The organism is Nostoc sp. DSM 114167, from assembly GCF_052692655.1.
The window spans coordinates 7,125,321-7,148,934 of the sequence record NZ_CP195116.1; the positions used below are offsets into that span (position 1 = coordinate 7,125,321).

The window sequence follows — 23,614 nt, forward strand, 5'->3', positions numbered from 1 at the left end:
ATCCACGTGAAATAGTCGGACTTTTATTTAAAGATGTTTACGCAATCCCCTATCTAAATATGTAAAATGGCCAGCGTATCAAGCTTTGCTTTAGGCGATCGCTTTATGGCCATTACAAAACGGCGGCTACCAACCTTTTTACAGTTTGGCAAAAGTCTCAATCTTTCCCAAAAACTCATGCTCATTGGGTTAGCCATCACCCTATTTTTCATCTTCCTGGCATTTTTCGCTCCCGTATTGCAGGCTTGGGGATGGCTGCAAAACCCCAAAGATTTTCTCTCTAATCCAATTCACGAGCCACCCTCAGCTAAACATTGGTTTGGTACTAGTCGTCTCGGCTATGATGTGTTCTCCCGGACATTGTTCGGCGCTCAAGCTGCTTTGCAGGTGGTAATTTTGGCAACGGCACTGAGTATGATTATCGGTGTGCCTTTGGGGATGCTGAGTGGTTATCTCGGCGGTAAATTGGATAAAGTGCTGCTATTTATTATGGATAGCATCTACACCTTACCGGGGCTACTGCTATCTGTGACATTGGCGTTTGTAGTGGGGCGTGGGATATTGAATGCAGCGATCGCTATTAGCATTGCCTACATCCCCCAATACTATCGCGTTGTCCGCAACCACACCGTGAGCGTGAAAACTGAAGTGTTCATCGAAGCTGCTCAAGCAATGGGTGCTTCTACTTGGGTTGTGCTTTCTCGTTATCTGTTTTTCAACGTCATTCAAAGCGTACCCGTCCTATTCACGCTCAACGCCGCTGATGCGATTTTGGTGTTGGGCGGTTTAGGCTTTTTGGGGCTAGGACTTCCCGAAGAAGTGGCAGAATGGGGACATGATTTAAAACAAGCTCTAGAAGCTCTACCTACTGGCATTTGGTGGACTACCCTTTTTCCTGGTTTAACGATGACATTTATGGTGGTAGGGTTATCACTACTTGGTGAGGGGTTAAATGAATTTGTCAATCCTCGATTACGGAGAGAAAATAGAATCCGACAATAGTCATTGGTCGGTCACTAGAGACGCGATTAATCGCGTCTGTACAATGGTCATTAATTTTAGACAAATGACAAAGGACAAAGGACAAATGACAAATAAACAATACAGAGATTTGTATGAAAGATAATCTAACGTTAATTGCTGCCGCTACTGGCGGGTTTATCCTTTCCGTTGCTCTTGCTGGTATCTTAAGAGGTGCGCCAATTACGGCTTGGCAAGAGCAATCTAGTGTTCGTACTATGACTGTTGCTAATTTACGAGTCGCACCCAATAGGACAGAAAATTTAGAATATTTTCGTGCCAAATCCTAAAACCCCGATCGATTGTTGATTTTGAACTCGACGATCGGGAATAGAGAATGGGTGATAACTGTTCACCAATTACCAATGCCCAATGCCTCATACCCAATTACAAATGACAAATGACAAATGACAAATGACAAAATTCAAGTAATTGGCATTGATGTCGGGGGAACAGCAATTAAGCTGGGGCGTTTTGCAGATGATGGTACTTGTCTGCAATCTTTAACTGTCGTATCTCCTCAACCAACAACGCCGGAAGCGGTGTTGGCGGTTCTGGTAGATGCGATCGCTCAAATCGATCCAGATAATCAAGCTGTTGCCATTGGTGTTGGAACTCCTGGCCCATCCGATGCCGCAGGACGCATTGCCAAAATCGCTATTAACTTACCTGGATGGATCGATGTGCCTTTAGCAGACTGGTTAGAAGCTAAAACTGGCAAACCAACTGCGATCGCTAATGATGCTAATTGCGCTCTTTTGGGAGAAGCTTGGCTGGGAGCCGGTCGCCACTTTCAAAATCTGATTCTGCTAACTTTAGGTACTGGGGTTGGTGGCGCAATTATCCTTGATGGCAAACTATTTATTGGACATCAAGGAGCCGCCGGAGAATTGGGTTTAATTTCCTTAAATCCTGATGGCCCAATTTGTAATAGTGGCAATCGAGGCTCTTTGGAGCAATATGCCTGTGCTACTGCAATTCGCCGCCGCACTCTCAAGGAACCCATCGAATTGGGTTTTCTTGCCCAACAAGGAGATGCCGCCGCATTGACTTTTTGGCAAGAATATGGTGTTAATTTGGGAATTGGTTTGACCAGTTTGATTTATGTACTTACACCACAAGCGATCGTGATTGGTGGCGGTATCAGTGGTAGCTTTGAGTTTTTCTTACCAAGTGTGAAGGCAGAAATTGAGAAGCGAGTGCAGCCTTTATCACGAGAGGGTTTACAAATATTGCCAGCAAAGTTAGGCAATTTTGCAGGAATAGTAGGTGCAGCAAAGTTGGCATGGCAAAACTATTCAAGATTTTAAATTATGGTTCAAACAAGCCCAGCTAGAGACATCTGTCTTTACAAATTAGAAGAAAAATTAGGCTCTAACTAAGAGATAATTTAATTAGTTTTACATTACGTAACATAGTTTAATTTATTCTTGCCCACTTACTTAGCAATTCTGGCTGATGGTGAAAAGTAAGTGAAAAGCAACTATTTAAGCTTGAATAAGCGCTATGTAATGTCAGAAGATGCAGTAAAGATGTTTTTCTGGCAAAAATCATAAAATGAGCATGTTATTCAAAACCAAAGCCAGTCTAATGGCTAAAGGCTTGAAGTATCAACAAAGAGTCAAGCAAACTTTTACCGTAATGCTAATAAGAGCTAGCCATCGCTACGTACTTGTAGCATTGATATTTAGCTTGATAATTCTTGCCTGCATTAACATCTTAAAATCTAACCAATTTTCAGTCACCGAGTCTCCTCTTAACAGTAAAGTCCTGAAGATTTGGTCAGATAAAGGTTACACTTTGGAAGAGGATGAAGCGCTCCAGAAGATCATTAGTAACTGGGAACAGCAAAGCGGCAACACAATTAAACTTACTTTTTATACTAACGATGAATTGCCACAAAAGACTCAAAGAGCACTTCAGGCAGGTAATTCACCCGATCTCGTCATCAATAGCAGTGCTGAGAGGGAGCTGTATCCACGTCTTGCCTGGGAAGGTAAATTGGCAGATGTGTCTGATGTAATTGAGCCAGTCAAAAGTATTTATTCTGAAGGTGTGTTAGAAGCAGTTCGTTTATATAACAACGTTGATAAGAAGTCGAGTTACTATGCAGTCCCAATTAATCAATTAACAATTCACATCTTCTACTGGCGAGACTTACTAGAGAAAGTAGGTCGAACTCAAAGCGATATCCCTAAAAATTGGGATGCTTTCTGGGAGTTTTGGAAACAAGTGCAGGATGATTTGCGCGCACAGCAAAAACAGAATATTTACGGATTAGGTTTTCCTTTTTCCACTGGTTCTACAGATACCTACTACTTATTTGAGCAGATTTTAGAAGCATACAATGTCCAAATTTTAGACTCCAAGGGTCAACTTCTGCTCAACGATCCCAAGGTGTATCAAGGTATTGTTAAAAGCTTAGAGTGGTATGCGAAATTTTTCCAGCAGGGTTACGTACCACCAGACGCAGTAAACTGGTTAAATCCAGACAATAATCGCAGCTTGCTCAATCGTGGCGTGGTTATGACGCCTAACAGCTCGCTTTCGATCCCTGCTGCTGTTCGCCAAGATTCTGACACCTATCGTCATAAGCTTGGTATCTTAGAATTTCCGAACAAACCTAATGGTAAACCGATGCGCTTCTTAGTCTCGATTAATGAAATAGTTTTGTTTGCTGAGTCTAAAAACCAGAAGGTAGCCAAAGACTTTCTCGCATATTTAATTAAACCTGAAATCATAGGAAACTATCTCAAAGCTACCGGAGGTCGATATCTACCAGTAATGAAGTCTGTTTGGAAAGATCCTTTTTGGACAAATCCAGCAGATCCTCATCTTTCTACTGCAACTCAAACACTAACTAAAGATACTCGTCCATTTTATATTGTCCAAAACCCTGCTTACAGCCTAGTTTTAGAAGAGAATGTTTGGGGTAAAGCTCTTAATGGAATAGTTGTCAATAGCATATCTCCAGAAGAAGCAGCAGACACGGCAATTGAGCGGATAAAACAAATTTTTGATGAATGGCAGTGAGCGATAAGTAGAATCGCGTAAATATTTGTAGTTGGGATGAGGCAGAAGGCAGAAGTTCTAAAATGTTTGAATACGTGAATTTTGAATACTTCGGCTACGCGGTAGTTGAGCGCAGTCGAAACTCAGTACAAGTTTTGAATTTTGAATTGTTAATTTTATCTTGTTCTGCTACACAGTAATTTCAAAACAAAGAATATCCTGTTGCTTTTTGAACGTATTTCACAACTTTTTCATAAGATTCAGGATTACTCACAGGGTTGATGATAATAGGAATAGTGCCATCTGGCAACCAAAAAGTTATCCTGCCGTTCGGTTCATGACAAAAGGAACTGATGCAGTTGAGATTAATGACATATTCATTTTTTTCGTAAATTATTTTCACCCAGTGGGCACGCTCTAATTCTAATCCTGTCACACATTCTAAATAATCGATAATTTTTTGATAATCTTCTAGGTTATTTTGTGGATTAATTATTATGGGAATGGCACTATCGGGTAGCCAAAAAGTAACTCTGCCATTCAGTTCATAACAAAAAGCATGGACACGTTCAAAATTTACTACATATTCTTTCCTCTCGTAAAGGATTTTCACCCAGTACGCCACAACATCTCCTCAAGTCCGAAATTTACGAATGATGCACCCTGAATATTTAAATCTACTGAAGTCTTAAGTTAATGTTGCAATTAATTTTGAATTGTTATGACACCTCCAATGGTGTTGGTGTGCTAGATGTCGAAAGCGAAAGAGCGATCGCTGTTTGAATGAATCCTTTAAATAAAGGATGAGGTGTACTGGGGCGTGATTGAAATTCTGGATGAAATTGGCAAGCAAGAAAGAATGGGTGCTTGGGTAATTCCACAATTTCAACTAAACGTCCATCGGGAGAAGTACCACTAATTACATAGCCAGACTTTAACAACAAATCGCGGTAAGCATTGTTGAACTCATAGCGATGTCGATGTCGTTCATAAATTACATCTTCTTGATAGAGCTTAAAAGCTAAAGTATCAGGGAGAACACGACAAGGATATAATCCTAAGCGCATTGTACCCCCTAAATCCACAACTTCCTGCTGTTCTGGCAATAAATTAATTACTGGAGCCGTTGTGTAAGGGTCAAATTCAGCACTATTAGCACCTGTTAATCCCCCTACGTTTCTGGCCCACTCAATCACAGAACATTGCATTCCCAGGCATAAACCCAAGAAGGGGATTTGGCGATCGCGGGCGTATTTAATCGCAGCAATTTTACCATCGACTCCCCGAACCCCGAAACCTCCTGGTACAACTATGCCATCAACACCTTTAAGATAATTTTCGGCTGGTTCCGTTTCCAATTCTTCTGAATTCACCCAACGCAGACGCAGTTTGCCATAAGTGGAGATTGCAGCATGGTTGAGCGCTTCTACTACAGATAAATAGGCATCACTTAACTGTACATATTTACCAACAATGGCAATTTCTACTTCGTGCTTGGGACTATGTAACCGTTGTACCAGGGTTTGCCACTGCGTCAAATCTGGTTTACGTTGTTCCATTTGCAGCAAGTTCAGCACTTGTTCTGCCATTCCTTCCCGTTCTAGATTTAGCGGTACTTCATAGATACTTTTGGCATCTTGGGAAGTGATAACGCATTCTTCCGGTACATCGCAAAATCCCGACAATTTCTGCTTTAATCCTTTGGGTAAAGGGCGATCGCTCCGACAAACTAAAATATCTGGTTGAATACCAATGGATCTCAGTTCTTTAACTGAATGCTGTGTTGGCTTAGTTTTCATTTCACCCGCAGAGGCAATCCACGGTACCAGTGTTACGTGCATATACAGCACATTCTGCCGCCCTACCTCTTTACGGAACTGGCGAATTGCTTCCAAAAACGGCAATGATTCAATATCTCCCACCGTCCCGCCGATTTCAGTAATTACTACAGAAGGATTTGTACTTTTAGCAACTCGCAAAATCCGTTCTTTAATTTCATTGGTAATATGAGGAATTACCTGTACAGTACCGCCATTGTAGTCTCCGCGCCGCTCTTTATTGATGACTGCCTGGTAAATCGAGCCAGTAGTCACACAATTTAAGCGTGACATTGAGGTATCGGTAAAGCGTTCGTAATGCCCCAAGTCTAAATCTGTCTCCGCACCATCTTGGGTAACGAATACTTCCCCATGCTGAAAGGGACTCATCGTGCCAGGATCGATATTAATATAAGGGTCGAGTTTGAGAATCGACACCGAATATTCGCGCGACTTGAGCAAACGCCCTAGACTTGCTGCTACAATGCCCTTACCAATACTAGAAACTACGCCTCCAGTAACAAAGATAAACTTAGTCATAGTAGTTTGAATTTCTAACAACTTCTAAAAATACATCCCGTCATTGTGCCACAGTTGTTGTGGTGTCATCTTCTGTGATTTGCTGTGAAAAACCTCTTAGGATTAGTAATATTAGGCTGTATTCTCACCTCCTCGATCGCATTGGCAGAGCCATCTCTCATAGTCGTTTTTCCCCAGACAAACTACCAGACAAGTGCCCAAAAAATCTTCTTTCTGGGCACCGCACCACCAGATGGTCAGGTTTTGATCAATAGTAAGCCAATTACCCGCAGCAAAGCTGGTCATTTTTCCCCTAGTTTCCCCTTACAGTTGGGGGAGAATCTTTTTACTGTGCGTCGCCAGAATCAAGAACTTAAGATTAAGGTGATCCGGCTTAACGCTAGCCCGGAACTACCACAAGGGGTAGCCTTTGCGAAAGATTCCTTGACTCCCGCAGTTGACATTGCCAGATTACCAGGAGAAGTAATTTGTTTTGGCGCGATCGCACCCCCTAACGCTAATGTTTCTGTAATCCTGGCTAATCAAACTATTGCCCTTTTACCCCAACCTCAACAAGCACAACTACCAAGTAATTTGGCAGCTTTGACAGGGCGAAATCAGCCTCATGCCCAGTCTAGCGTAGGCAACTATCAAGGTTGCACCACAGTGGCAACAGCCGCCGATCTAGGAAAACCTCAATTTCAACTGACGCTTGATGGCAAGACGATAACTCAACCAGGATCTGGTAAGATTGAAATCCTCTCAAGAGCACAGTTGCCAGTTTCTGAGGTTACAGTAGAATCAGGCGTTGCTCGTACTGGCCCTAGCACCGATTATTCCCGACTTACACCACTGCCCAAAGGCACACGCGCAACAGTTACGGGTAGGGAAGGTGAATGGTTGCGCCTAGATTATGGCGCTTGGATTAATAGTAAAGAAACCCGCATTCTACCTGGTGCAGTTCCGCCACAGACAATAATTCGCAGTGTCGGATACCGTCAACTCCCTAGTGCGACAGAGATAGTTTTCCCCTTGCAAGTTCCCGTACCCGTGAGCGTACAACAAAGTGAGCAAACTTTCGCTCTCACTCTCTACAATACTACTGCCCAAACGGACATCATTCGCCTGGATGATGATCCCCTAATTTATCGCCTAGACTGGCAACAGGAGGCTCCAGGACAAGTAAAATACACCTTTAACCTCAAAAAAGCTCAACAGTGGGGATACAAGCTGAGATACGACGGTACAACCCTGGTTTTGGCTTTGCGTCATCCGCCTAAAATCGGGAACACAAGACGCAAGCTTTTAGCTAATTTCAAAATTGTACTAGATCCAGGGCATGGCGGTAAAGAAACTGGTGCCAGTGGCCCAACTGGATATTTAGAAAAAGATGTGAATTTGGTTGTATCTAAGTTGCTGCGCGACGAGTTAGTGAAGCAAGGAGCAACAGTTGTGATGACGCGGGAGGACGATCGCGAAGTTTCCCTAGTAGAACGTCAGGCAATTATCAGTCAAGAAGAACCTGCGATCGCTATTTCCATACATCACAACTCTCTACCCGATGATGGTGATGCCGAAAAAACCAAGGGATTCGGCGCTTTTTGGTATCAACCCCAAGCACACAGTCTCGCAATGTTTTTACACAACTATGTAGTCAAAAAACTTGGCAGACCTTCTTATGGTGTGTTTTGGGATAACCTGGCGCTGACACGTCCGACAGCTGCGCCATCGGTGTTGTTGGAATTGGGTTTTATGAGCAATCCCGATGAATTTGAGCAGGTGGTGAACCCAGAGGAACAAAAGAAAATGGCAAAAGCGATCGCTCAGGGGATTACTGAGTGGTTTAGGAGCGTTAAATAAAATTGGATAACTAGAGTTTTACCTTTGTATCTGGTGGAGTGCGATTAGCTAGTTTCTACTCAATGTTGCGATCGGTCTTTGTTCAAGCTTTTTGAGTTTTATAGTCTATTGCCAAGCATAGCACTAAGTGCTATATAATAAGCGAAGATAATGACCATAGCATGATAATTTACAAAACCCGATGGTTTGACCGTTGGGCACGCAAAGAGGGTTTAAACGACCTCAGCCTCTGCGCTGCTGTAAACGAAATGATGGCAGGACTTTACGAAGCCGATCTAGGAGGTGGACTGTTCAAAAAGCGGATTGCCCGCTCTGGACAAGGTAAGCGTGGTGGCTTTCGTACATTGGTCGCAACCAACAAGGGAGATTGCTGGTTTTTTGTTTTCGGCTTCTCGAAAAACGAACGCAGTAACATTAACAAAAAAGAAGAAAAAGCATTAAAAAAGCTGGCATCAGTGCTGTTCTCTTACACGCTAGAGGATCTCGAAAAAGCAAAGCTGGAAGATGAATTGATGGAGGCAATTTGCAATGCCGAAGAAGAAATCAGCGATTCTTGAAGCCGTTCACGAAACGGCTACGGGGCTGCACAAGGCTGGACTGATGGATCAAACTACATTGCGTGAATTCGACAGTCTGTGCTTGCCTGGGATTGAACCGCTTGAACCTGAGCAAATTAAGCAAATACGCGAATCATCTCATGTCAGTCAGGCAGTATTTGCTGCGATTTTGAATACAAGTCTATCAACGGTTCAAAAGTGGGAAATCGGTCAGAAGCGTCCCAGTGGCACTGCTCTTAAGCTGTTGCACCTAGTTAAAAAACGGGGATTGAATAGCGTGATTGATTAAAGGGTTAACCCTGCGTACTTGCTGGAGTGCGATCGCCTCCGGCGGGGCGTAGCCCATCGCTCTTTTTTAGCTAGTTCTTGCTCAATGTTGCGATAAGTTTTTGTTCAAGCTTTTCGATTTTTATAGTGCGATCGTCAGGTTTCATATTCACTTTGTATTTTCTATCTTAACAGCTTGAGTTATTGAATCCATATAATCAATGATATTGTCAATGTAAATCATCAAATCAGCCATAGAAACATCACTGGCATGGCTATTATGATGAACAATGTTATTTCTTTTTAGAACAATAGATGTAACAACATCTTTCTTGTAGACAAACCCCTCAATAGCATTTAAGTCCATACCTATTTTCTTGAATAGAGCTATTGTTCTGTATGGATTTCCTGAAATATGTTCGTCTAAGTCGTTTTTTTTAATAGATATCTTCAGATATTCAAATTTCAAATCATTATCTTTGATATCTTTATGACGCAAAAGCTCCCACTGGACTAAATTACGCGGGATTGAGAGTTTTGAAAGTTTACTACTAATAACATCAATACGTCTAAAAGCTATTTCCTTCAGATAGGACTCTAAGTATGCACATATGCTAATCAGGAATGATTTCACAAAGAAATTCAGATTATCTTCAAAAAATGGGTCTGGTTCTGAGAAGATAATTCTGTCCTGAGTTTCTTTAATAATTTCTTTCAATTTTTCAAAGAGGTTTACATATTTATCGTGAATTTCTTGCTCACTCATTAATTGCTGCCTCCAACAAATCCCCCCAAAGCTTTCTTCTTCTTAGAATTGAGCTTTTATTCTGTAAACCACTACTTAATGTTCTTTGAAAATCATCTAATTTGCAAAGTTCTTGAAATTTATTTTGAATCTTATCTTTATTTTTAATGAGAATTTCTTTGTCAATATCACTAAAACTGTACATTAACAAATCATAATAAACAATCGCTTGCCGTCGTTTTTGTTTAGTTGTATCTATAAAAACATCCCTCTCAAATATTGCAACGCATTTATCTATAGTACTATTAAATTCATTTCTAAGTACCTCAATCTCTTCTAAGGTTATACTTTTTTTTAACACTGTGTATTCATCAAGATACTTTGATAATCTATCCTGGTAGTTGTCAAGTGTTCCTTTTAGTGCAAAATATCTCAAAACTAGTTCCTCAGCCTCTAGGCTATCTTTAATTTTTTTACCATCTTTACCTAAACCAAATGTTTTAACTGTTTTTAACTTAGCTAATTCAGAAAGTAGATTGTCAAATTCACCAGGATATATGGCATGTCTTATTTCTTGATCTGATAGCTTAACTGCTCCCTGATTTAGTCTCGAAAAAATTTCTCTAATCAGATATTTAGGGTTTTCTTTCCTAAGGATAATACACCTTATTGTTGTTGACTCTAGCTCTGACTTATATTGACCAATCTCCGAAAATTTTTTTCCTTCCAATTCTTTAAATGAACTAAGTCCTTCCAAAGCAAATTCATCATTAAAAAACCGAACAATAGTCGTAAGACGCTGTACACCGTCAATAACCATGTGCTTACCGTCTTAAAATTCTGCGAAATAGCAGGAAGGTAGAGGTATCCTCATTAAACAGGACTCTATAAATTTTGAAGACCGCTCCCAGCCGTCTTTATCCCATTTATATTTTCGCTGAAAGTCAGGATCTAAAATCAGCTTTGGTGACTTCGCAGTAATGCGGCTGTGTAAAGTTTCAAAAGGATAATCAATTGGATATAAATTAAGGGTTTTTTCTTCGTTGTCTTGATTCACGTTTTTCTTAGTGTGCGAGAGTTCCTTACTTTAGAGTTTGTCAAAGCGTTTTTCTCCTCTGCTGCTTTGAGGCGATCGCTTTCCTACCTGCTACAAAATCAAGCATTGCTCTCTAACCTTTGTAACTTCTGCTCTACAATGAAGTCAAGAATCTAGCAGCTAAAATAGGGGAATTATTATATGTCCCACCCTATGCTCAGTACTCAAGAAGTCGCTCGATGTGGAAAAGAACTCTATCAAAGAAGTATCCGTGCCAAAGTTGAGATACAAGAGAACATTAGCAAAATTATCTCAATTAATGTTGAAACAGGAGATTACGAAATCGGTGATGATTTAGTCGAAACGAGTCTTCGATTACGATCCAAGTAAACCGATGCAGCACTTTGGGGAGAAAGAATTGGTTTTGATGCCGTTTATCCAGTTGATGGTACATTGCTCAGGACAGCAGAGTGATACACGGGACTGTACTTTGCGATCGCACCACTGCCAAACCCAAAAGATGGAGCCATGCAGAAGATATCAAAAACAGCCCTCAAGTGATTGAAAGGTGCGTTGGCGTAGCCTGTTGTAGACATTGCTGATTTGCCTACTAATGAAAAGCTCGTTGAAGTCTGTAGTAAGCTTTTGCCTGTAATTACTAAGTTTTTCGGCTTGCCATAACTCCTTGCTTTGTCTTGATTTCAGTGCTTTTACCCTGCCAGAACCCTTTGATTGCGAATAAAAATATATGAAATCTTATATTTTGAAACTGTATGTATTTGAAAATAGGCGGCATAGTAGGAGCGATCGCTATTTTATTAAGTAATGGTAGTGCGTTCACCGGAGGTGTTGGCGCAGCCATCGCTCAAGATACACAAAGATATATCACTGTAGGGCATGATAAATTGGGAAACAGCGTAGCTCTGGACACGGAAACGATTAAGGGCACAGTATACAAGCTTTACGGTATCTATGGAGATGGTATCTTCGAGACTACCTTTGATGCATCGTGCAAAGAATCGCGGCTGTTTCGCAATCGCATTGCGATTTACGGGCCAGAAGGACAGCTACTTGAAGAGGATAAAGAAAAAGGAGAAATCCCTTTTGTAGCAAGTTCTTCACCAGGCAAAGGTATGAAAATTGTTTGTCAAAAAATTGGTGCGAGTGGTTGGTAGTTGCTCAATATTTTATGAGTAGGGAATGGGGAATAAGCAATGCACAATGCCCAATGCCCAATTCCCAGCTAAAAAATACTAAGGACAAAACAACGTATCACGCGTATCTCGTCCTGTAATCGGATTAGTCCCTTTGGCAAGTTTGCACAATTTTTTTTGCTCATCGGGACGCAGCAGCGTATCGGTAAAATCTGCCCCATCAATGATTGCACCATCAAATCTGGCGTTAGCAGCAAACGCACCCTCCAGCAGTGCATTTGTCAAATTTGCTCTGACTAAACGAGCCGAGTCTAAAGTCGCATTTCTCAAATCAGAACCCTCCAAATTCGCAGACTCCAAATTTGCTGCAAAAAAGCTGACACCGTTCAAATTAGCTCGGCTGAAGTTGCTCTGGCGAAGATTAGCTTTGGTAAAGCTAGAGTCTGTTAAATCACGTCCTGAAAAATCAGCCTCAACCAAAATTTCTTTATTATATTCAAGTGCCAAAGCTGTTGGAGCAAAACCGACCGTTGCGGCGATGCTAACTATTCCCCAAAGGAATAAGCTGAGTATACTTGCCCAAATCCGGGCGCTTAACTTAGAATTCATTCTATTTTTAGCCAATGGCGAACCCTCCTCCATCTCATTATCCTTGAGTCAGAGATGTTAGCGCAAAAATCCTTTAAAATTCATCAACTTTCTGGAATGCAGTGGCGGCAGATATGTTGAGCATCACTCTTTTATGGATATTTACCCCAATTACGATCACTTTATTTTGACTATTGGGAATTCCACGCTCTTCAGGGAAGAATAAACACATCATGGAAAGATGAATTTCAGGTAACTGCTAGAAACTATTATTTTCCTGTTGAATTAAATAACCGATAACACTAAAGTTTATATGCATTATCAAGATATTGGTGAATTAGGAGAAGACCTAGTAGCCCAATGGTTGCAAGCTACAGGTTGGATAATTCTCTATCGTCGCTTTTCTTGTCGCTGGGGAGAAATCGATATTATTGCTGAATATGATAGAGGAGCAGTAGAAAAACTCAGGACTCAGCACTCATTATTGGCATTTGTTGAAGTCAAAACCCGTAGTTCAGGTAGTTGGGATGCCGGGGGAAGAAGCGCAATCACTCCACAAAAGCAAGCAAAAATCTGGCGGACAGCTGGAATATTCTTAGCCCAGTATCCTGAGAAGGCAGATTATTCTTGTCGATTTGATGTTGCTATTGTCTACTGTCAAAGGATATCAAAAAATCTGACTGGGGTTACAGCAAATCAGGAAGCTCTAGCTACTTCATCAGTACCCGGATATAAGTTGAAGCTGCAAGAATATATTCTGGCAGCTTTTGACTCTTCAATTGAGAATGGTTAATTGGTAATCGATAAAATATCTTAATTACCAATGACCAATAATTTTGTAGTAGCGTTACAACCAAATAGTCTTACGCTAAAGTTTCTGGACAGTAACCTAAGCCCCGGACAAACTGCTGCCGGAACGCTTCAATTTCGTCTCTTTCTGGGCTACCATGAGAAACGATCGCTACCTGATAACGACGCATCACATCCACAGGGCACTGTCCAGCTTCCAAACTCCAAAGTGCCATTTGCACCCTCATTGGCGGTTCGTAGCTAATTCCTAATTCATTTAGAAAAGCCCGAAAGTCGCCATCTTCTTGGGGCGAGACTTGACCTTTGAGTTTGATCCTAACCACCCAGCCATCAATTTGATGAATTACGGTGACGAACGAAACTGGTGTCTGGGGTCTAGCGTGGAGGTGTTGAACGACCCTCAGGGTTAGACTGGCATTTGCCAGATAGTACAAGTATTCCATGTTTGTTGGTGCTTGGGATCAAAGCCAATCCTACATATCTATATTCGTCAATCAGTGCCTGTTCCCGGTAGGGTAAAAGCCCCCGTTTTTAGATGGGGAGGTTTACCCAATTTTTATGTTAAGTTTTCCGTGTTACTTAATAGTAACAATCTTATAGCCTAGCGGCAAAACTGAGCCAAGATCCCTTAAAGTTCCTCTAGAAAGGAAAGCTTAACCAGCTTTTTTAAGAGAGTATAAATACTAAATAAACCAAAAACTAGTACAAGTCAATTTGAAAGATACATCTCGTCCACAAGCAAAAGATTTGGAATTAGATTGCTCGGTAGCTGGCTATGACTACACACTACCTCTAGAACTCATTGCCCAAAACCCAGCAGTTCCTAGAGATAGTTCGCGGTTACTGGTAGTTGATTCTCCGACTACAGGCATCGAAACAGCACCTCTACACCATATTTTCCATGATTTGCCTGCACTGCTGCGCTCTGGTGATTTGTTGGTTATGAACAATACAAGAGTCATTCCAGCGCGGCTTTATGGTCATAAATCCACTGGTGCAAAAATCCAGGTGTTGCTGTTGGAAGAACGGCAGCATAACTGTTGGTTAGCTTTAGTTAAGCCAGGAAAAAGCTTCAAACGGGGAGCAAAGATTATCTTTGAACCAAGGGAAGCGGGGATTGGGCATTTAAAAGAGGCAGAGGGGCGGGGTGCGGGGGGCAGAGGGGAAAATTCTCCTTTACTTCCCTTCGGCTACGCTCACGGCAAGCCTGCTCCTAGCCCCCAGCTAACGGCTACGGTTCTAGAAACAGATGCAGCAACCGGAGGGCGTTTGTTGCAATTTGATGTGCCAGAGGGAAAGACTTTGGTGCAACTGTTAGAGGTGTTTGGTGAAGTACCGTTACCACCATACATTACTACCTCAGAAGCAGCTGATGAGCAGTATCAGACAGTTTATGCTAAACAGCCAGGAGCGATCGCAGCTCCGACGGCAGGATTACACTTTACCCCAGAATTATTACAAAAGTTGCGCGATCGCAATATTAATCAAGCTTTTGTGACACTACACGTTGGTGTCGGCACATTTCGCCCTGTGGAAGTAGAGGACGTAACTACCCATCAAATGCATGAAGAATGGATTGAAGTTCCCGCCGCTACAGTAGAGCAAATCCGCGCTACGAAAGCAGCTGGCGGGCGGATTATTGCTGTGGGAACAACGGCAGTAAGGGCTTTAGAAGGGGCGGCTCAATCTGGTAATTTACAACCATTTTGCGGAAAAACAGACTTGTTTATTTATCCTGGCTACCAATGGCAGGTAGTAGATGGTTTGATTACGAATTTTCACTTACCGCGTTCTAGTTTGTTGATGTTGGTAAGTGCCCTAATTGGCAGACAACGATTATTGAATATATACAACGAAGCGATCGCTTTTGGATATCGCTTTTATTCATTCGGTGATGCCATGCTAATTTTGCCGTCAGCTGTGGGAGTGGAGAGTGGGAAGAGACGCGATTAACCCTTGTCTGTACAAGAGTTAGGAGTTAAAAGTTGGAAATTGGGAATTTTTTCATTCGTGGTGGGTACTCTGACTTATGAGGAGTTAAAAATAAGTACAGGTCTGCTATTATATGTCTGAAAAATACCTATTTTCTCATTGGTTAAATTTATTTTGTCAGGTAACACTCGGTGGCTGTTCTGCATTTTTGATTTTGGCTGCACCGACAATTACTAATTTCCCAGTTAGCAAGCTGCTGGCAGAAACTGCAATTTCTCAGGATCTCGAAGCAGCTAGTTTCTTTCAGCAGGGAGTCACGCGCTATAACCGTCAAGACTTACAAGGTGCAGAATATGCCTTTCGCCAAGCGTTGCAGCGAGATCCTAACCTTGGGGCAGCACGGAATTATCTGGGTAATATATTTATAGAGCAAAATCGCCTGGATGTAGCTTTACAAGAATTTACAGAGGCGATAAAAGTTAATCCCAATTCTAGCGAAGCTTATTACAACTTAGGGTTAGTGTTGCACCGACAAGGAGAAAAAGATGCAGCAATTACCGCTTATCGCCAGAGCTTGGTAATAGATTCCACAAGGGTGGCAGCACTGTATAATCTGGGTTTGTTGCTATACGAACAAGGAAAGTTAGAGGAAGCGATCGCTGCATACCAAAAAGCAATTAATCTAGATGGCAGCAATGCCAATGCTTATCTTAACTTAGCGATCGCCTTGCAACAACAAGGTCAAATCGAGCCTGCGATCGCCAATTATCGCCAAGCTTTGAAGCTAGATCCTAAAAATGCCGCAGCCTACAGCAATATGGCAAATTTGCTAGCAATGCATGGTCAAGCTCCTGAGGCTATTTCTGTTTATCGGCAAGCGATTCGTCTAAATCCAAAAAGTGCCTCAGCTTACTATAACTTGGGAGTAACTTTATATAATCAGGGCGAGTTCAAAAAAGCCAGTGGAGTCTTGAAACGCGCTCACAATGAATATCGTGAGCAAGGTAACATTGAACAAGCCCAGAAAATTGAGCAGTTAATGCAGCAAATTGCTCAGAAAACTGGGCAACAGCAACCTCAAACCAGTCAAACAGCTACTCCTTCTCAGAGTTCAGATTCTACAGTACAAACACCTGAGCCACAGACGGCACAATCAGAAACGCCCGCGAACCCTGGCGATGTACCTGTCTCAGTTGAACCAGAATCCACTTCAACAAATCCCGGACAATAAAAAACTCAGAGTTAAGGCGATTTGCCCTCATCCCCCAACTCCTTCTTCCAATTTTGGGAGAAGAGGAGCCAATTTAAAAGTCCCTCTTCCAAGCTTGGAAGAGGGATTTTAATTCATGCAATAAGTCTATTCTCTATTAAAAGGTGTTGGAGGTTAGTTTTGAGTAAAAGTTGCACACGGCATAACTCTTAACTCTTAATTCCTAACTCCTAACTTTTTTAAATCGGCAAACGATTAATATCTTTATTGCAACCAATAACAACCATTGCTGAACCACGCTCTAAACGCTTGGTAGCGTCAGGATTAATTTGAAATTTCCCATCCTGGCTTACTGCTAACAAATTTAAACCGTATCGGTTACGAAGTTGAAGTTCAGTGATGGTTTTGCCGTGAAATTCATCAGGCACAATCAACTCTACAATACTGTTATCTGGGTCGAGGTCAAACCGATCTAGAATTGCTGGTTTAGTAAGAGTACGTGCTAGGGCACAACCCGCTTCATACTCAGGAAAAACAACATGATCTGCGCCTACTCGCCGCAACAGTTTACGGTGAACTTCACTAGAAGCTTTAGCAACTACATGAGGTACACCAGCCTCTTTCACATTTAGGGTGGTTATAATACTTTCTTGAACGTAGTTGCCAATCGCGACAATTACAGTATCAAATTCAAAAATTCCAGCTTCTTTGAGTGCGGCTGGTTCTGTAGAGTCTAGTTGCAAAGCATGACCAACTATTCCCTCAGTTAATGCTTCTGAAACTCGTTTTTCATCAATATCTGTTGCCAGCACTTGATAACCAAAATTGTGCAGTGTGGAACAGACAGACCTTCCAAAACGACCTAACCCAATTACAGCAAATTGGTGGTTATCTTTACGTAAACTGCGAAAAAAACTTAATGATGACAGATTCACCCTTTTTATCCTTATGATGGCTCCCTGTATTTAGGGCAAAAAACGGTTATGCCGCTTGAATTAAAAATTTTATTTTTGCCTTCCAATGTATATTTTATCAGTTTAGTCATTTGTCATTTGTCATTTGTTATTTTCCCCTGTTTCTCCTACTCCCTCATCTTCTACTTCCTACTCTCTCTCCCTAACTATCCCACGAGTAAATTTTCTTCAGGATAGTGAATTCTGGTAGGGCGGGGATCTCCTAGTACGGCAGACATCAGCAGTAAAACACCGACTCTTCCAACGTACATAGTGACAATTAAGATCAGCTTTGCTGCTGTAGAGATAGTTCCTGTAATGCCTGTAGAAAGACCTACGGTAGCGAAGGCTGATACTACTTCAAACAAAATTTGAATAAAATCTAATGTTGGATCTGTGAGACTAATTAAAATCGTGGCGAAAATCACGGTTGCTACCGATCCTACTAACACACCTACAGCTTTCAAAATTAAAGTTATTGCTATCTTGCGATCGTATAATAAAACTTCTTCTTTCCCCCGAAGAATCGTTTTTGTACAACTGGTTAGAACTCTCAAAGTTGTTGTTTTCATACCTCCCCCTGTACCACCTGGACTTGCGCCAATAAACATTAGTGCAATCGTAATAAATAGACCAGCAGTGGTCATTTTGCTAATATCAATTGTATTAAAACCAGCAGTTCTGGGAGTAACTGATTGAAACCAAGCTACTAATATTTGGTCACGGAAATTTAGAGAGCCAAATGTTTCATGATTTCTAATTTCTATACAAAAAAAGGCTATTGTTCCTATTGCTAATAATATAATAGTTGTGCTGGTTGCAACTTTAAAATCTAGTGATAACAATTGCTTTTTAAGAGATTTTTGGAAAACGCGATCGCGCAACCAAAGATACATTTCCAAAATTACCTGATAGCCAATTCCCCCAAAGATAATCAACATAGTAATGGTGAAGACTACTAATAAGGATGACTGATAGCCAATTAAGTTATCTTTAAACAAACTAAAACCAGCATTGTTCCAAGCATTGATGCTATGAAAAATCGCTAACCAAAGTCCTTGACTCCACCCATACTCTGGAACAAAAGCTGGTAGAAGTAAGAATACTCCGGTAATTTCAAAAATTAAAGTTGTGGCAATAATTGAACGAATAACTTGGGAACTACCACTCATCCCTGGTCGGTCTAAAGCTTGTTGAATGGCGATTTTTTGCCGCATATCAAACTTACGACCAATGAGCAAAATCAGAAATGTGGTGGTTGTCATGTAGCCCAAGCCGCCAATCTGAGCTAATAGGGCAATAAATAACTGACCCCAAAAGGAAAAGTAAGTACCAGGATCGACTACTGATAAACCCGTGACACAAACTGCGGATGTGGAGGTAAATAGTGCCACAATCAGGTTATTCCATGTACCATCGCTAGTTGAAAAAGGCATCATCAACAGGATAGTACCAACAGCAATGACAGCCAGAAACCCCAAACAAATTGTGCGAGCAACAGTCATAATTAATTCAAAATTCAAAATTCAAAAAGTCAGATTTAAAATGGGTTGCTAGATGCTTTAAGCTGTAGCCCGATTTGGGAGAATTGACATAAATTCGACTCAGTAAAGTTTATTAAGGTAAAAGTGAGAAATTTTTCCCAGGAGGATAAATCTCGGCTTACCTTCTCTGGAAGTAAAAATACCCTTATTTAATTAAAAACATACATGGTAGCCTACCTGTATGTTTTTTTTGAATTCTACTTCGTCTCAATACTACTTTTTTCATGAGTGCAACACTTTACCAGCAAATTCAGCAGTTCTACGATGCTTCCTCTGGTCTGTGGGAACAGATTTGGGGCGAACATATGCACCACGGCTACTACGGTGTCGATGGCAGTCAGAAAAAAGACCGCCGTCAAGCTCAAATTGATTTAATCGAGGAACTGCTCAATTGGGCAGGGGTACAAGCAGCAGAAAATATCCTCGATGTGGGTTGTGGCATTGGTGGCAGTTCTTTATACCTGGCAGAAAAGTTTAATGCTAAGGCTACAGGAATTACTTTGAGTCCTGTGCAAGCTGCCAGAGCAACAGAACGCGCAACGGAAGCAAATTTGAGTCTGAAAACTCAGTTTCAAGTCGCCAATGCTCAAGAAATGCCCTTTGCTGATAATTCTTTTGACTTGGTTTGGTCGCTGGAAAGCGGCGAACACATGCCAGATAAAACTAAGTTTCTCCAGGAGTGCTATCGGGTATTGAAACCTGGCGGCAAGTTAATTATGGTGACTTGGTGTCATCGAGCGACTGATAAGTTACCACTGACGCCGGATGAGGAAAAGCACTTGCAGGATATTTATCGGGTGTATTGTTTGCCTTATGTAATTTCTTTACCAGAGTATGAAGCGATCGCCCGTCAACTTCCATTAAACAATATTCGCACTGCCGATTGGTCAACCGCCGTCGCCCCCTTTTGGAATGTAGTCATTGATTCGGCGTTCACTCCCCAAGCGCTTTGGGGCTTACTCAATGCTGGTTGGACTACCATTCAAGGGGCGTTATCACTGGGGTTGATGCGTCGCGGTTATGAACGCGGGTTAGTTCGGTTTGGGTTGTTATGCGGGAATAAATAGAAACAAGACCGCGCTGTAATGAAACAGCGCGATCGCACTACAATTTAAGAAATTCAATTCCGATTACCCTAGCAGCTTGTCCACCGTCAACAACTCAAGTCTCAAGAAAGAATGAGTTTTATTTTCAAAAATTTGAATAAAATGTCTCCTGAAGAATTACAGTCTATCTGCTAACAAGCTTAAGACTGACACCCTCAGTCGTAGTTTATTGCAAGGTATTAAAATAATTCGTAATTCGTCTTGTAGAGACGTTGTATTGCAACATCTCTACATACTACTAAATCCCACCAATAACCTTAACTAAGCGGTAAGGAATAAGAGTTACAGAGAGTTCTTGCCTAAGTGATAGCTTAGATAAGGGAATTTAGCGTGAATTTCATTCAACGACTGTTACTGAGGCCCCTTCATTGGATGGAGGTATAGCGGGTAATTCCAGACAGTATCCAGCACCATATACTGTCTTAATATAGCGGGGATGGCGAGGATCTGGTTCTAGCTTGGTTCTCAAGTGGCGAATATGCACTCGAATCGTTTCTATGTCATCATCAGGATCGTAGCCCCAAACTTCTCTGAGGATTTCGCTGGGAGAAACTGTTTGACCGTGGCGTTGCAGCAAGCAGTGAAGTAGCTCAAATTCCAAGTGAGTCAATTTCACCGTCTCATTGAACCATATTGCCTCAAATCTTTCGGGAACGAGGGTTAATGAGCCATAGTTGAGAATTTCACTGTGCTTTGCGGCTTGAGGAATGCGGTCAGTACGCCGCAAAAGTGCCCGCACTCGCGCCAGCAGTTCTTCAACTTCAAAAGGCTTGGTGAGGTAGTCATCTGCGCCAGCATTAAAGCCTTCCACCTTGTCCTGAGTTTGGCTCAAAGCCGTCAACATTAACACGGGAATCTCAGAGGTGCGATCGTCGCGGCGCAGGCGTTGGCAAACGGTGAACCCATCTACTCTGGGCAACATTAAATCGAGCATGATCAAGTCTGGTTGCAGCTGGAGGGCCAGTGCTTGACCTTTGATGCCGTCTTCAGCTTGACTAACATCGTAGCCAGCCATTTCCAAGTTGACGGCAACTAGTTCTGAAATCGCTGGGTCATCGTCTATGACAAGAATCCTCGGCATTCTTAAAAAATTATTACTACTTATTAAGGATAATTAACAACCTTTGATAGATACAAAGATTTTTGAATCAATTCTAAAAAAGTTTCTAAATCTTACATAAATATTAAGATTAAATGACTGTGAAATCAAGACTCAATTACACGAAATCTTATAGTCTATGATGTGTTATACTCCCCCCTACAATCCGTCTTGGTTTTTACAAAACGGTGTGATGATGACTGTATACACCGCTTTGTGGGGAAAACGTAACTGGGAAATTACTGTTCAAGACCCAGAACCGTCTTATCACGAACAAATCTTTATTGGTGGCCAAGGTGTGCCAATTTTTGGCTTGGTTGCTATCCCGGAAAATGCTCATAGCACGATTATCGGTACTTATGGTATTACCGGAGAGTTAAAAACAGAATGGTTTTTGAGAGTGCTAGGACGTAAGGCCTACGCTCAAGGCTATGCTGTAGTGTTATTTGATTGGCGGGCCCACGGCAAAACGGCCGTTTTGTCCCCGACTCTAACTTCTGATGGTTTGTATGAAGGGGAAGATTTTGTTCGCATCGCCGCCGCTGCTAAGGCAATGGGATGTCCGGGGAAATTTTGGTTTACAGGGTATTCTTTAGGAGGGCAATTGGCACTCTGGGCGGTGAAGGTGGCTAGTGAGGTGATTAGGGAGTATGGAGATTTAGGATTAGAAGATAGCGATATTGGCGGTGGTATGGTAATTTGTCCGAGTTTAGATTCACAGCGATCGCTATCTTATCTGGTTACAAAGCCCTTCGGCAGATATTTGGAAGCAGGGATTGCCCAAAATTTAAAAAAACTGGCGTGGCGGATTCATGATGCCCATCCTGGAAGCCTTGACCCAGAAGCGATTGAACGGGCGAATAGCATTTGGGGTTTTGACAATGAATTGGTAATTAAGCGACTTGGTTTTCCTTCTGTGGAAGCATATTACCAAGCTAGCAGTGCTTTACAAATATTGCCGCAAATCTCAAAACCGACTTTGATTCTATATGCTGCTGACGACCCACTTTTTGACCCAGCTATCATACCGGAATTAGAAGAAGCGTGCGATCGCAATTCTGCAATAGATTTGTTACTTACTCAGTATGGCGGTCATGTTGGCTATTTGAGCAGTAAAGAGTGCCAGCGTCAAGTACAAGACCCCGATCTTTGGTGGGCATGGAATCGGGTTTTACAATGGTTAGAGCAACAACGAACAGAGTAATAGGCGAGACGATATTCTAGTTGTAGGATACTCGACGGATGGAGTCGTATTGCTTGGAAGCCCAAAATAGAGAGGATGACATTGACCCAGAAGTTACCACAATATCATTGGTAAACCAGCAATAACAGAAGCAATACCTGTCCAGAGAGTAAAACGCGCAATATCTAACTCATCCAAAGCAACGCTCATTTGCCTAATTGCTAATAGCAGCGCTGCCAGTAGTAGTATAAAGAAGGCAAAGTACTCCAAATTAATAATCATTCATCCTCACTATGTTCTACAAAAAAGTAGTTCTAATAGTTTATTAACAAGCTTTGGTAAGGTTTTTTTGTTTTAGATTTAACACTTTCTGAGAAAAACTATTTCCTACTGAAGAGATATCTACTTCAGAATTAAACAAACTATTAAAATACAACTCCCTTGACCTTTTGACTCAATGACCGCTTCTAATCATATTTGGCTACCTGCACCGACGGATTTAACTTTGCTACCAGATGATATTCATGTCTGGCGCATAGACCTTGACCAACCAGAAACACAACTGCAAAATTTAGCAGCAACTCTTTCCAGTGACGAAACATCTCGTGCTGAACGGTTCTATTTTCAGGAACATCGACAGCGTTTCATCGCAGGTCGCGGTATTCTCCGAACTATATTAGGGCGCTACTTGAGTATCCAGCCGTTACAAGTGGAGTTTAATTATCAACAGCGTGGCAAACCAGTACTAGCAGATAAATTTGCCGATAGTGGACTGGCGTTTAACTTGTCTCATTCCCAAGGGTTGGGTTTGTGTGCAGTGAATTGTACTCGCCCAATTGGTGTAGACCTAGAATATATTCGCCCGATGTCTGATTTGGAAGCTCTTGCCAAACGGTTCTTTTTACCGAGAGAATATGAGATGTTGCGATCGCTATCTCCCAACCAACAGCAAGAAGTATTTTTCCGTTACTGGACTTGTAAGGAAGCTTATTTAAAAGCAACTGGAGATGGACTATCCCAGTTAGAGCAAATTGAAGTGTCGCTCACTCCCACAGAACCAGCCAAGTTACAGATATCTGAAGACTGGAGTCTGTTTGAACTAGTACCTGCAAACAATTATGTTGCTGCTGTTGCTGTAGAGAATTTTGGCTGGAATTTGAAGTGTTGGCAGTATTAATCCTAGTCATTTGTCATTAGTTATT

General features: G+C 41.7%; 25 protein-coding genes and 1 pseudogene. 15 read left to right on the plus strand and 11 right to left on the minus strand.

Annotated features, from left to right (window positions below; all coding sequences use genetic code 11):
* Nucleotides 1–105 precede the first annotated feature (105 nt).
* The 4 genes from NSTC731_RS29985 (at nt 106) to NSTC731_RS30000 (ending at nt 4,053) form a co-directional block, all read left to right on the plus strand.
* The gene (locus NSTC731_RS29985; protein WP_292726601.1) at nt 106–1,002 is read left to right on the plus strand and encodes an ABC transporter permease; all 897 of its coding nucleotides are present in this window, start codon (nt 106–108) and stop codon (nt 1,000–1,002) included.
* A 113-nt stretch (nt 1,003–1,115) separates the two neighbouring features.
* Nucleotides 1,116–1,310 carry a hypothetical protein gene (locus NSTC731_RS29990; RefSeq protein ID WP_322670426.1) on the plus strand — a complete coding sequence of 65 codons (195 nt, stop codon included), beginning with the start codon at nt 1,116–1,118 and terminating at the stop codon, nt 1,308–1,310.
* Between the two features lie 117 nt (nt 1,311–1,427).
* Nucleotides 1,428–2,330 carry an ROK family protein gene (locus tag NSTC731_RS29995; protein ID WP_445628131.1) on the plus strand — a complete coding sequence of 301 codons (903 nt, stop codon included), beginning with the start codon at nt 1,428–1,430 and terminating at the stop codon, nt 2,328–2,330.
* A 247-nt stretch (nt 2,331–2,577) separates the two neighbouring features.
* Entirely contained in the window at nt 2,578–4,053 is a 1,476-nt protein-coding gene (locus tag NSTC731_RS30000) for a sugar ABC transporter substrate-binding protein (protein WP_445628132.1), read from the plus strand.
* A 181-nt stretch (nt 4,054–4,234) separates the two neighbouring features.
* On the opposite strand, the gene NSTC731_RS30005 is transcribed toward NSTC731_RS30000, so the two are convergent.
* Together NSTC731_RS30005 and NSTC731_RS30010 are read right to left on the minus strand one after the other, a co-directional pair.
* Nucleotides 4,235–4,657: a hypothetical protein gene (locus NSTC731_RS30005; protein WP_445628133.1), complete on the minus strand. Its 423-nt coding sequence runs from the start codon at nt 4,655–4,657 to the stop codon at nt 4,235–4,237.
* A 94-nt stretch (nt 4,658–4,751) separates the two neighbouring features.
* On the minus strand, nt 4,752–6,389 hold the full coding sequence (locus tag NSTC731_RS30010) for a CTP synthase (protein ID WP_445628134.1): 1,638 nt from the start codon (nt 6,387–6,389) through the stop codon (nt 4,752–4,754).
* 84 nt (nt 6,390–6,473) lie between these two features.
* On the opposite strand from NSTC731_RS30010, the gene NSTC731_RS30015 reads away from it, so the two are divergent.
* The 3 genes from NSTC731_RS30015 to NSTC731_RS30025 all read left to right on the plus strand — a co-directional run bounded on the left by NSTC731_RS30015 (nt 6,474) and on the right by NSTC731_RS30025 (nt 9,074).
* Nucleotides 6,474–8,228: an N-acetylmuramoyl-L-alanine amidase gene (locus tag NSTC731_RS30015; protein ID WP_445628135.1), complete on the plus strand. Its 1,755-nt coding sequence runs from the start codon at nt 6,474–6,476 to the stop codon at nt 8,226–8,228.
* Nucleotides 8,229–8,389: 161 nt separating this feature from the next.
* The gene (locus tag NSTC731_RS30020) at nt 8,390–8,785 is read left to right on the plus strand and encodes a type II toxin-antitoxin system RelE/ParE family toxin (RefSeq protein WP_445628136.1); all 396 of its coding nucleotides are present in this window, start codon (nt 8,390–8,392) and stop codon (nt 8,783–8,785) included.
* Nucleotides 8,757–9,074, plus strand: a complete 318-nt coding sequence (locus NSTC731_RS30025; protein ID WP_445628137.1) for a helix-turn-helix domain-containing protein — start codon at nt 8,757–8,759, stop codon at nt 9,072–9,074. Before NSTC731_RS30020 ends, NSTC731_RS30025 begins: the two co-directional genes overlap by 29 nt.
* Before the next feature lie 147 nt (nt 9,075–9,221).
* On the opposite strand, the gene NSTC731_RS30030 is transcribed toward NSTC731_RS30025, so the two are convergent.
* Both NSTC731_RS30030 and NSTC731_RS30035 read right to left on the minus strand, forming a co-directional pair.
* Nucleotides 9,222–9,818 carry a HEPN domain-containing protein gene (locus NSTC731_RS30030; RefSeq protein ID WP_445628138.1) on the minus strand — a complete coding sequence of 199 codons (597 nt, stop codon included), beginning with the start codon at nt 9,816–9,818 and terminating at the stop codon, nt 9,222–9,224.
* Nucleotides 9,811–10,617, minus strand: a complete 807-nt coding sequence (locus NSTC731_RS30035) for a GmrSD restriction endonuclease domain-containing protein (RefSeq protein WP_445628139.1) — start codon at nt 10,615–10,617, stop codon at nt 9,811–9,813. The genes NSTC731_RS30030 and NSTC731_RS30035 overlap by 8 nt, the downstream gene beginning before the upstream one ends.
* Before the next feature lie 417 nt (nt 10,618–11,034).
* Between NSTC731_RS30035 and NSTC731_RS30040 the strand changes: the two are divergent.
* Nucleotides 11,035–11,307 (plus strand): annotated as a pseudogene (locus tag NSTC731_RS30040) (hypothetical protein).
* On the opposite strand, the gene NSTC731_RS30045 reads toward NSTC731_RS30040, so the two are convergent.
* Nucleotides 11,268–11,429, minus strand: coding sequence for a hypothetical protein (locus tag NSTC731_RS30045; protein ID WP_445632271.1), 162 nt, complete (start codon nt 11,427–11,429; stop codon nt 11,268–11,270). The pseudogene NSTC731_RS30040 and the gene NSTC731_RS30045 sit on opposite strands and share 40 nt — an antisense overlap.
* 177 nt (nt 11,430–11,606) lie before the next feature.
* On the opposite strand from NSTC731_RS30045, the gene NSTC731_RS30050 reads away from it, so the two are divergent.
* Nucleotides 11,607–12,008: a hypothetical protein gene (locus NSTC731_RS30050; protein WP_445628140.1), complete on the plus strand. Its 402-nt coding sequence runs from the start codon at nt 11,607–11,609 to the stop codon at nt 12,006–12,008.
* A 78-nt stretch (nt 12,009–12,086) separates the two neighbouring features.
* Here NSTC731_RS30050 and NSTC731_RS30055 read toward each other — a convergent pair whose 3' ends face one another.
* On the minus strand, nt 12,087–12,596 hold the full coding sequence (locus NSTC731_RS30055; protein WP_445628141.1) for a pentapeptide repeat-containing protein: 510 nt from the start codon (nt 12,594–12,596) through the stop codon (nt 12,087–12,089).
* A gap of 292 nt (nt 12,597–12,888) precedes the next feature.
* Between NSTC731_RS30055 and NSTC731_RS30060 the strand changes: the two genes are divergently transcribed.
* On the plus strand, nt 12,889–13,368 hold the full coding sequence (locus tag NSTC731_RS30060) for a YraN family protein (protein ID WP_445628142.1): 480 nt from the start codon (nt 12,889–12,891) through the stop codon (nt 13,366–13,368).
* Between the two features lie 70 nt (nt 13,369–13,438).
* Here NSTC731_RS30060 and NSTC731_RS30065 read toward each other — a convergent pair whose 3' ends face one another.
* Complete coding sequence (locus tag NSTC731_RS30065) at nt 13,439–13,828, minus strand: hypothetical protein (RefSeq protein ID WP_012412259.1); 390 nt, start codon at nt 13,826–13,828, stop codon at nt 13,439–13,441.
* Nucleotides 13,829–14,072: 244 nt separating this feature from the next.
* Here NSTC731_RS30065 and queA point away from each other — a divergent pair, with 244 nt between their 5' ends.
* Both queA and NSTC731_RS30075 read left to right on the plus strand, forming a co-directional pair.
* Entirely contained in the window at nt 14,073–15,338 is a 1,266-nt protein-coding gene (queA, locus tag NSTC731_RS30070; RefSeq protein ID WP_445632209.1) for a tRNA preQ1(34) S-adenosylmethionine ribosyltransferase-isomerase QueA, read from the plus strand.
* A 112-nt stretch (nt 15,339–15,450) separates the two neighbouring features.
* The gene (locus tag NSTC731_RS30075; RefSeq protein ID WP_445628143.1) at nt 15,451–16,548 is read left to right on the plus strand and encodes a tetratricopeptide repeat protein; all 1,098 of its coding nucleotides are present in this window, start codon (nt 15,451–15,453) and stop codon (nt 16,546–16,548) included.
* A 218-nt stretch (nt 16,549–16,766) separates the two neighbouring features.
* On the opposite strand, the gene NSTC731_RS30080 is transcribed toward NSTC731_RS30075, so the two are convergent.
* Both NSTC731_RS30080 and NSTC731_RS30085 read right to left on the minus strand, forming a co-directional pair.
* The gene (locus NSTC731_RS30080) at nt 16,767–17,462 is read right to left on the minus strand and encodes a potassium channel family protein (RefSeq protein ID WP_289797626.1); all 696 of its coding nucleotides are present in this window, start codon (nt 17,460–17,462) and stop codon (nt 16,767–16,769) included.
* 185 nt (nt 17,463–17,647) lie between these two features.
* Nucleotides 17,648–18,985 carry a TrkH family potassium uptake protein gene (locus NSTC731_RS30085; protein ID WP_445628144.1) on the minus strand — a complete coding sequence of 446 codons (1,338 nt, stop codon included), beginning with the start codon at nt 18,983–18,985 and terminating at the stop codon, nt 17,648–17,650.
* A 263-nt stretch (nt 18,986–19,248) separates the two neighbouring features.
* On the opposite strand from NSTC731_RS30085, the gene NSTC731_RS30090 reads away from it, so the two are divergent.
* Entirely contained in the window at nt 19,249–20,091 is an 843-nt protein-coding gene (locus NSTC731_RS30090; RefSeq protein WP_445628145.1) for a methyltransferase domain-containing protein, read from the plus strand.
* Nucleotides 20,092–20,467: 376 nt separating this feature from the next.
* Here the strand turns inward: NSTC731_RS30090 and NSTC731_RS30095 are convergent, their stop codons facing one another.
* Complete coding sequence (locus NSTC731_RS30095) at nt 20,468–21,211, minus strand: response regulator transcription factor (protein ID WP_322670411.1); 744 nt, start codon at nt 21,209–21,211, stop codon at nt 20,468–20,470.
* Nucleotides 21,212–21,368: 157 nt separating this feature from the next.
* Between NSTC731_RS30095 and NSTC731_RS30100 the strand changes: the two genes are divergently transcribed.
* Nucleotides 21,369–22,433 carry a YheT family hydrolase gene (locus NSTC731_RS30100; RefSeq protein ID WP_445628146.1) on the plus strand — a complete coding sequence of 355 codons (1,065 nt, stop codon included), beginning with the start codon at nt 21,369–21,371 and terminating at the stop codon, nt 22,431–22,433.
* A 93-nt stretch (nt 22,434–22,526) separates the two neighbouring features.
* Here the strand turns inward: NSTC731_RS30100 and NSTC731_RS30105 are convergent, their stop codons facing one another.
* Entirely contained in the window at nt 22,527–22,694 is a 168-nt protein-coding gene (locus NSTC731_RS30105) for a hypothetical protein (RefSeq protein WP_181929464.1), read from the minus strand.
* Between the two features lie 175 nt (nt 22,695–22,869).
* On the opposite strand from NSTC731_RS30105, the gene hetI reads away from it, so the two are divergent.
* A complete protein-coding gene (hetI, locus tag NSTC731_RS30110) occupies nt 22,870–23,589 on the plus strand; it encodes a 4'-phosphopantetheinyl transferase HetI (protein WP_445628147.1) in 720 nt (239 codons plus the stop codon).
* Nucleotides 23,590–23,614 lie beyond the last annotated feature (25 nt).

Excerpts from the sequence above, each read along its gene's own strand:
- NSTC731_RS30105 (WP_181929464.1), bottom strand. The coding sequence starts at position 22,694 with ATGATTATTAATTTGGAGTACTTTGCCTTCTTTATACTACTACTGGCA.
- NSTC731_RS30000 (WP_445628132.1), top strand. The coding sequence starts at position 2,578 with ATGAGCATGTTATTCAAAACCAAAGCCAGTCTAATGGCTAAAGGCTTG.
- NSTC731_RS30020 (WP_445628136.1), top strand. The coding sequence starts at position 8,390 with ATGATAATTTACAAAACCCGATGGTTTGACCGTTGGGCACGCAAAGAG.
- NSTC731_RS30090 (WP_445628145.1), top strand. The coding sequence starts at position 19,249 with ATGAGTGCAACACTTTACCAGCAAATTCAGCAGTTCTACGATGCTTCC.
- NSTC731_RS30030 (WP_445628138.1), bottom strand. The coding sequence starts at position 9,818 with ATGAGTGAGCAAGAAATTCACGATAAATATGTAAACCTCTTTGAAAAA.
- hetI (WP_445628147.1), top strand. The coding sequence starts at position 22,870 with ATGACCGCTTCTAATCATATTTGGCTACCTGCACCGACGGATTTAACT.
- NSTC731_RS30060 (WP_445628142.1), top strand. The coding sequence starts at position 12,889 with ATGCATTATCAAGATATTGGTGAATTAGGAGAAGACCTAGTAGCCCAA.
- NSTC731_RS30100 (WP_445628146.1), top strand. The coding sequence starts at position 21,369 with ATGATGTGTTATACTCCCCCCTACAATCCGTCTTGGTTTTTACAAAAC.
- NSTC731_RS30095 (WP_322670411.1), bottom strand. The coding sequence starts at position 21,211 with ATGCCGAGGATTCTTGTCATAGACGATGACCCAGCGATTTCAGAACTA.
- NSTC731_RS30065 (WP_012412259.1), bottom strand. The coding sequence starts at position 13,828 with ATGGAATACTTGTACTATCTGGCAAATGCCAGTCTAACCCTGAGGGTC.
- NSTC731_RS30035 (WP_445628139.1), bottom strand. The coding sequence starts at position 10,617 with ATGGTTATTGACGGTGTACAGCGTCTTACGACTATTGTTCGGTTTTTT.
- NSTC731_RS29995 (WP_445628131.1), top strand. The coding sequence starts at position 1,428 with ATGACAAATGACAAAATTCAAGTAATTGGCATTGATGTCGGGGGAACA.
- NSTC731_RS30025 (WP_445628137.1), top strand. The coding sequence starts at position 8,757 with ATGCCGAAGAAGAAATCAGCGATTCTTGAAGCCGTTCACGAAACGGCT.
- NSTC731_RS30085 (WP_445628144.1), bottom strand. The coding sequence starts at position 18,985 with ATGACTGTTGCTCGCACAATTTGTTTGGGGTTTCTGGCTGTCATTGCT.
- NSTC731_RS30050 (WP_445628140.1), top strand. The coding sequence starts at position 11,607 with ATGTATTTGAAAATAGGCGGCATAGTAGGAGCGATCGCTATTTTATTA.
- NSTC731_RS30055 (WP_445628141.1), bottom strand. The coding sequence starts at position 12,596 with ATGAATTCTAAGTTAAGCGCCCGGATTTGGGCAAGTATACTCAGCTTA.
- NSTC731_RS29990 (WP_322670426.1), top strand. The coding sequence starts at position 1,116 with ATGAAAGATAATCTAACGTTAATTGCTGCCGCTACTGGCGGGTTTATC.
- NSTC731_RS30045 (WP_445632271.1), bottom strand. The coding sequence starts at position 11,429 with ATGTCTACAACAGGCTACGCCAACGCACCTTTCAATCACTTGAGGGCT.
- NSTC731_RS30075 (WP_445628143.1), top strand. The coding sequence starts at position 15,451 with ATGTCTGAAAAATACCTATTTTCTCATTGGTTAAATTTATTTTGTCAG.
- NSTC731_RS29985 (WP_292726601.1), top strand. The coding sequence starts at position 106 with ATGGCCATTACAAAACGGCGGCTACCAACCTTTTTACAGTTTGGCAAA.
- NSTC731_RS30010 (WP_445628134.1), bottom strand. The coding sequence starts at position 6,389 with ATGACTAAGTTTATCTTTGTTACTGGAGGCGTAGTTTCTAGTATTGGT.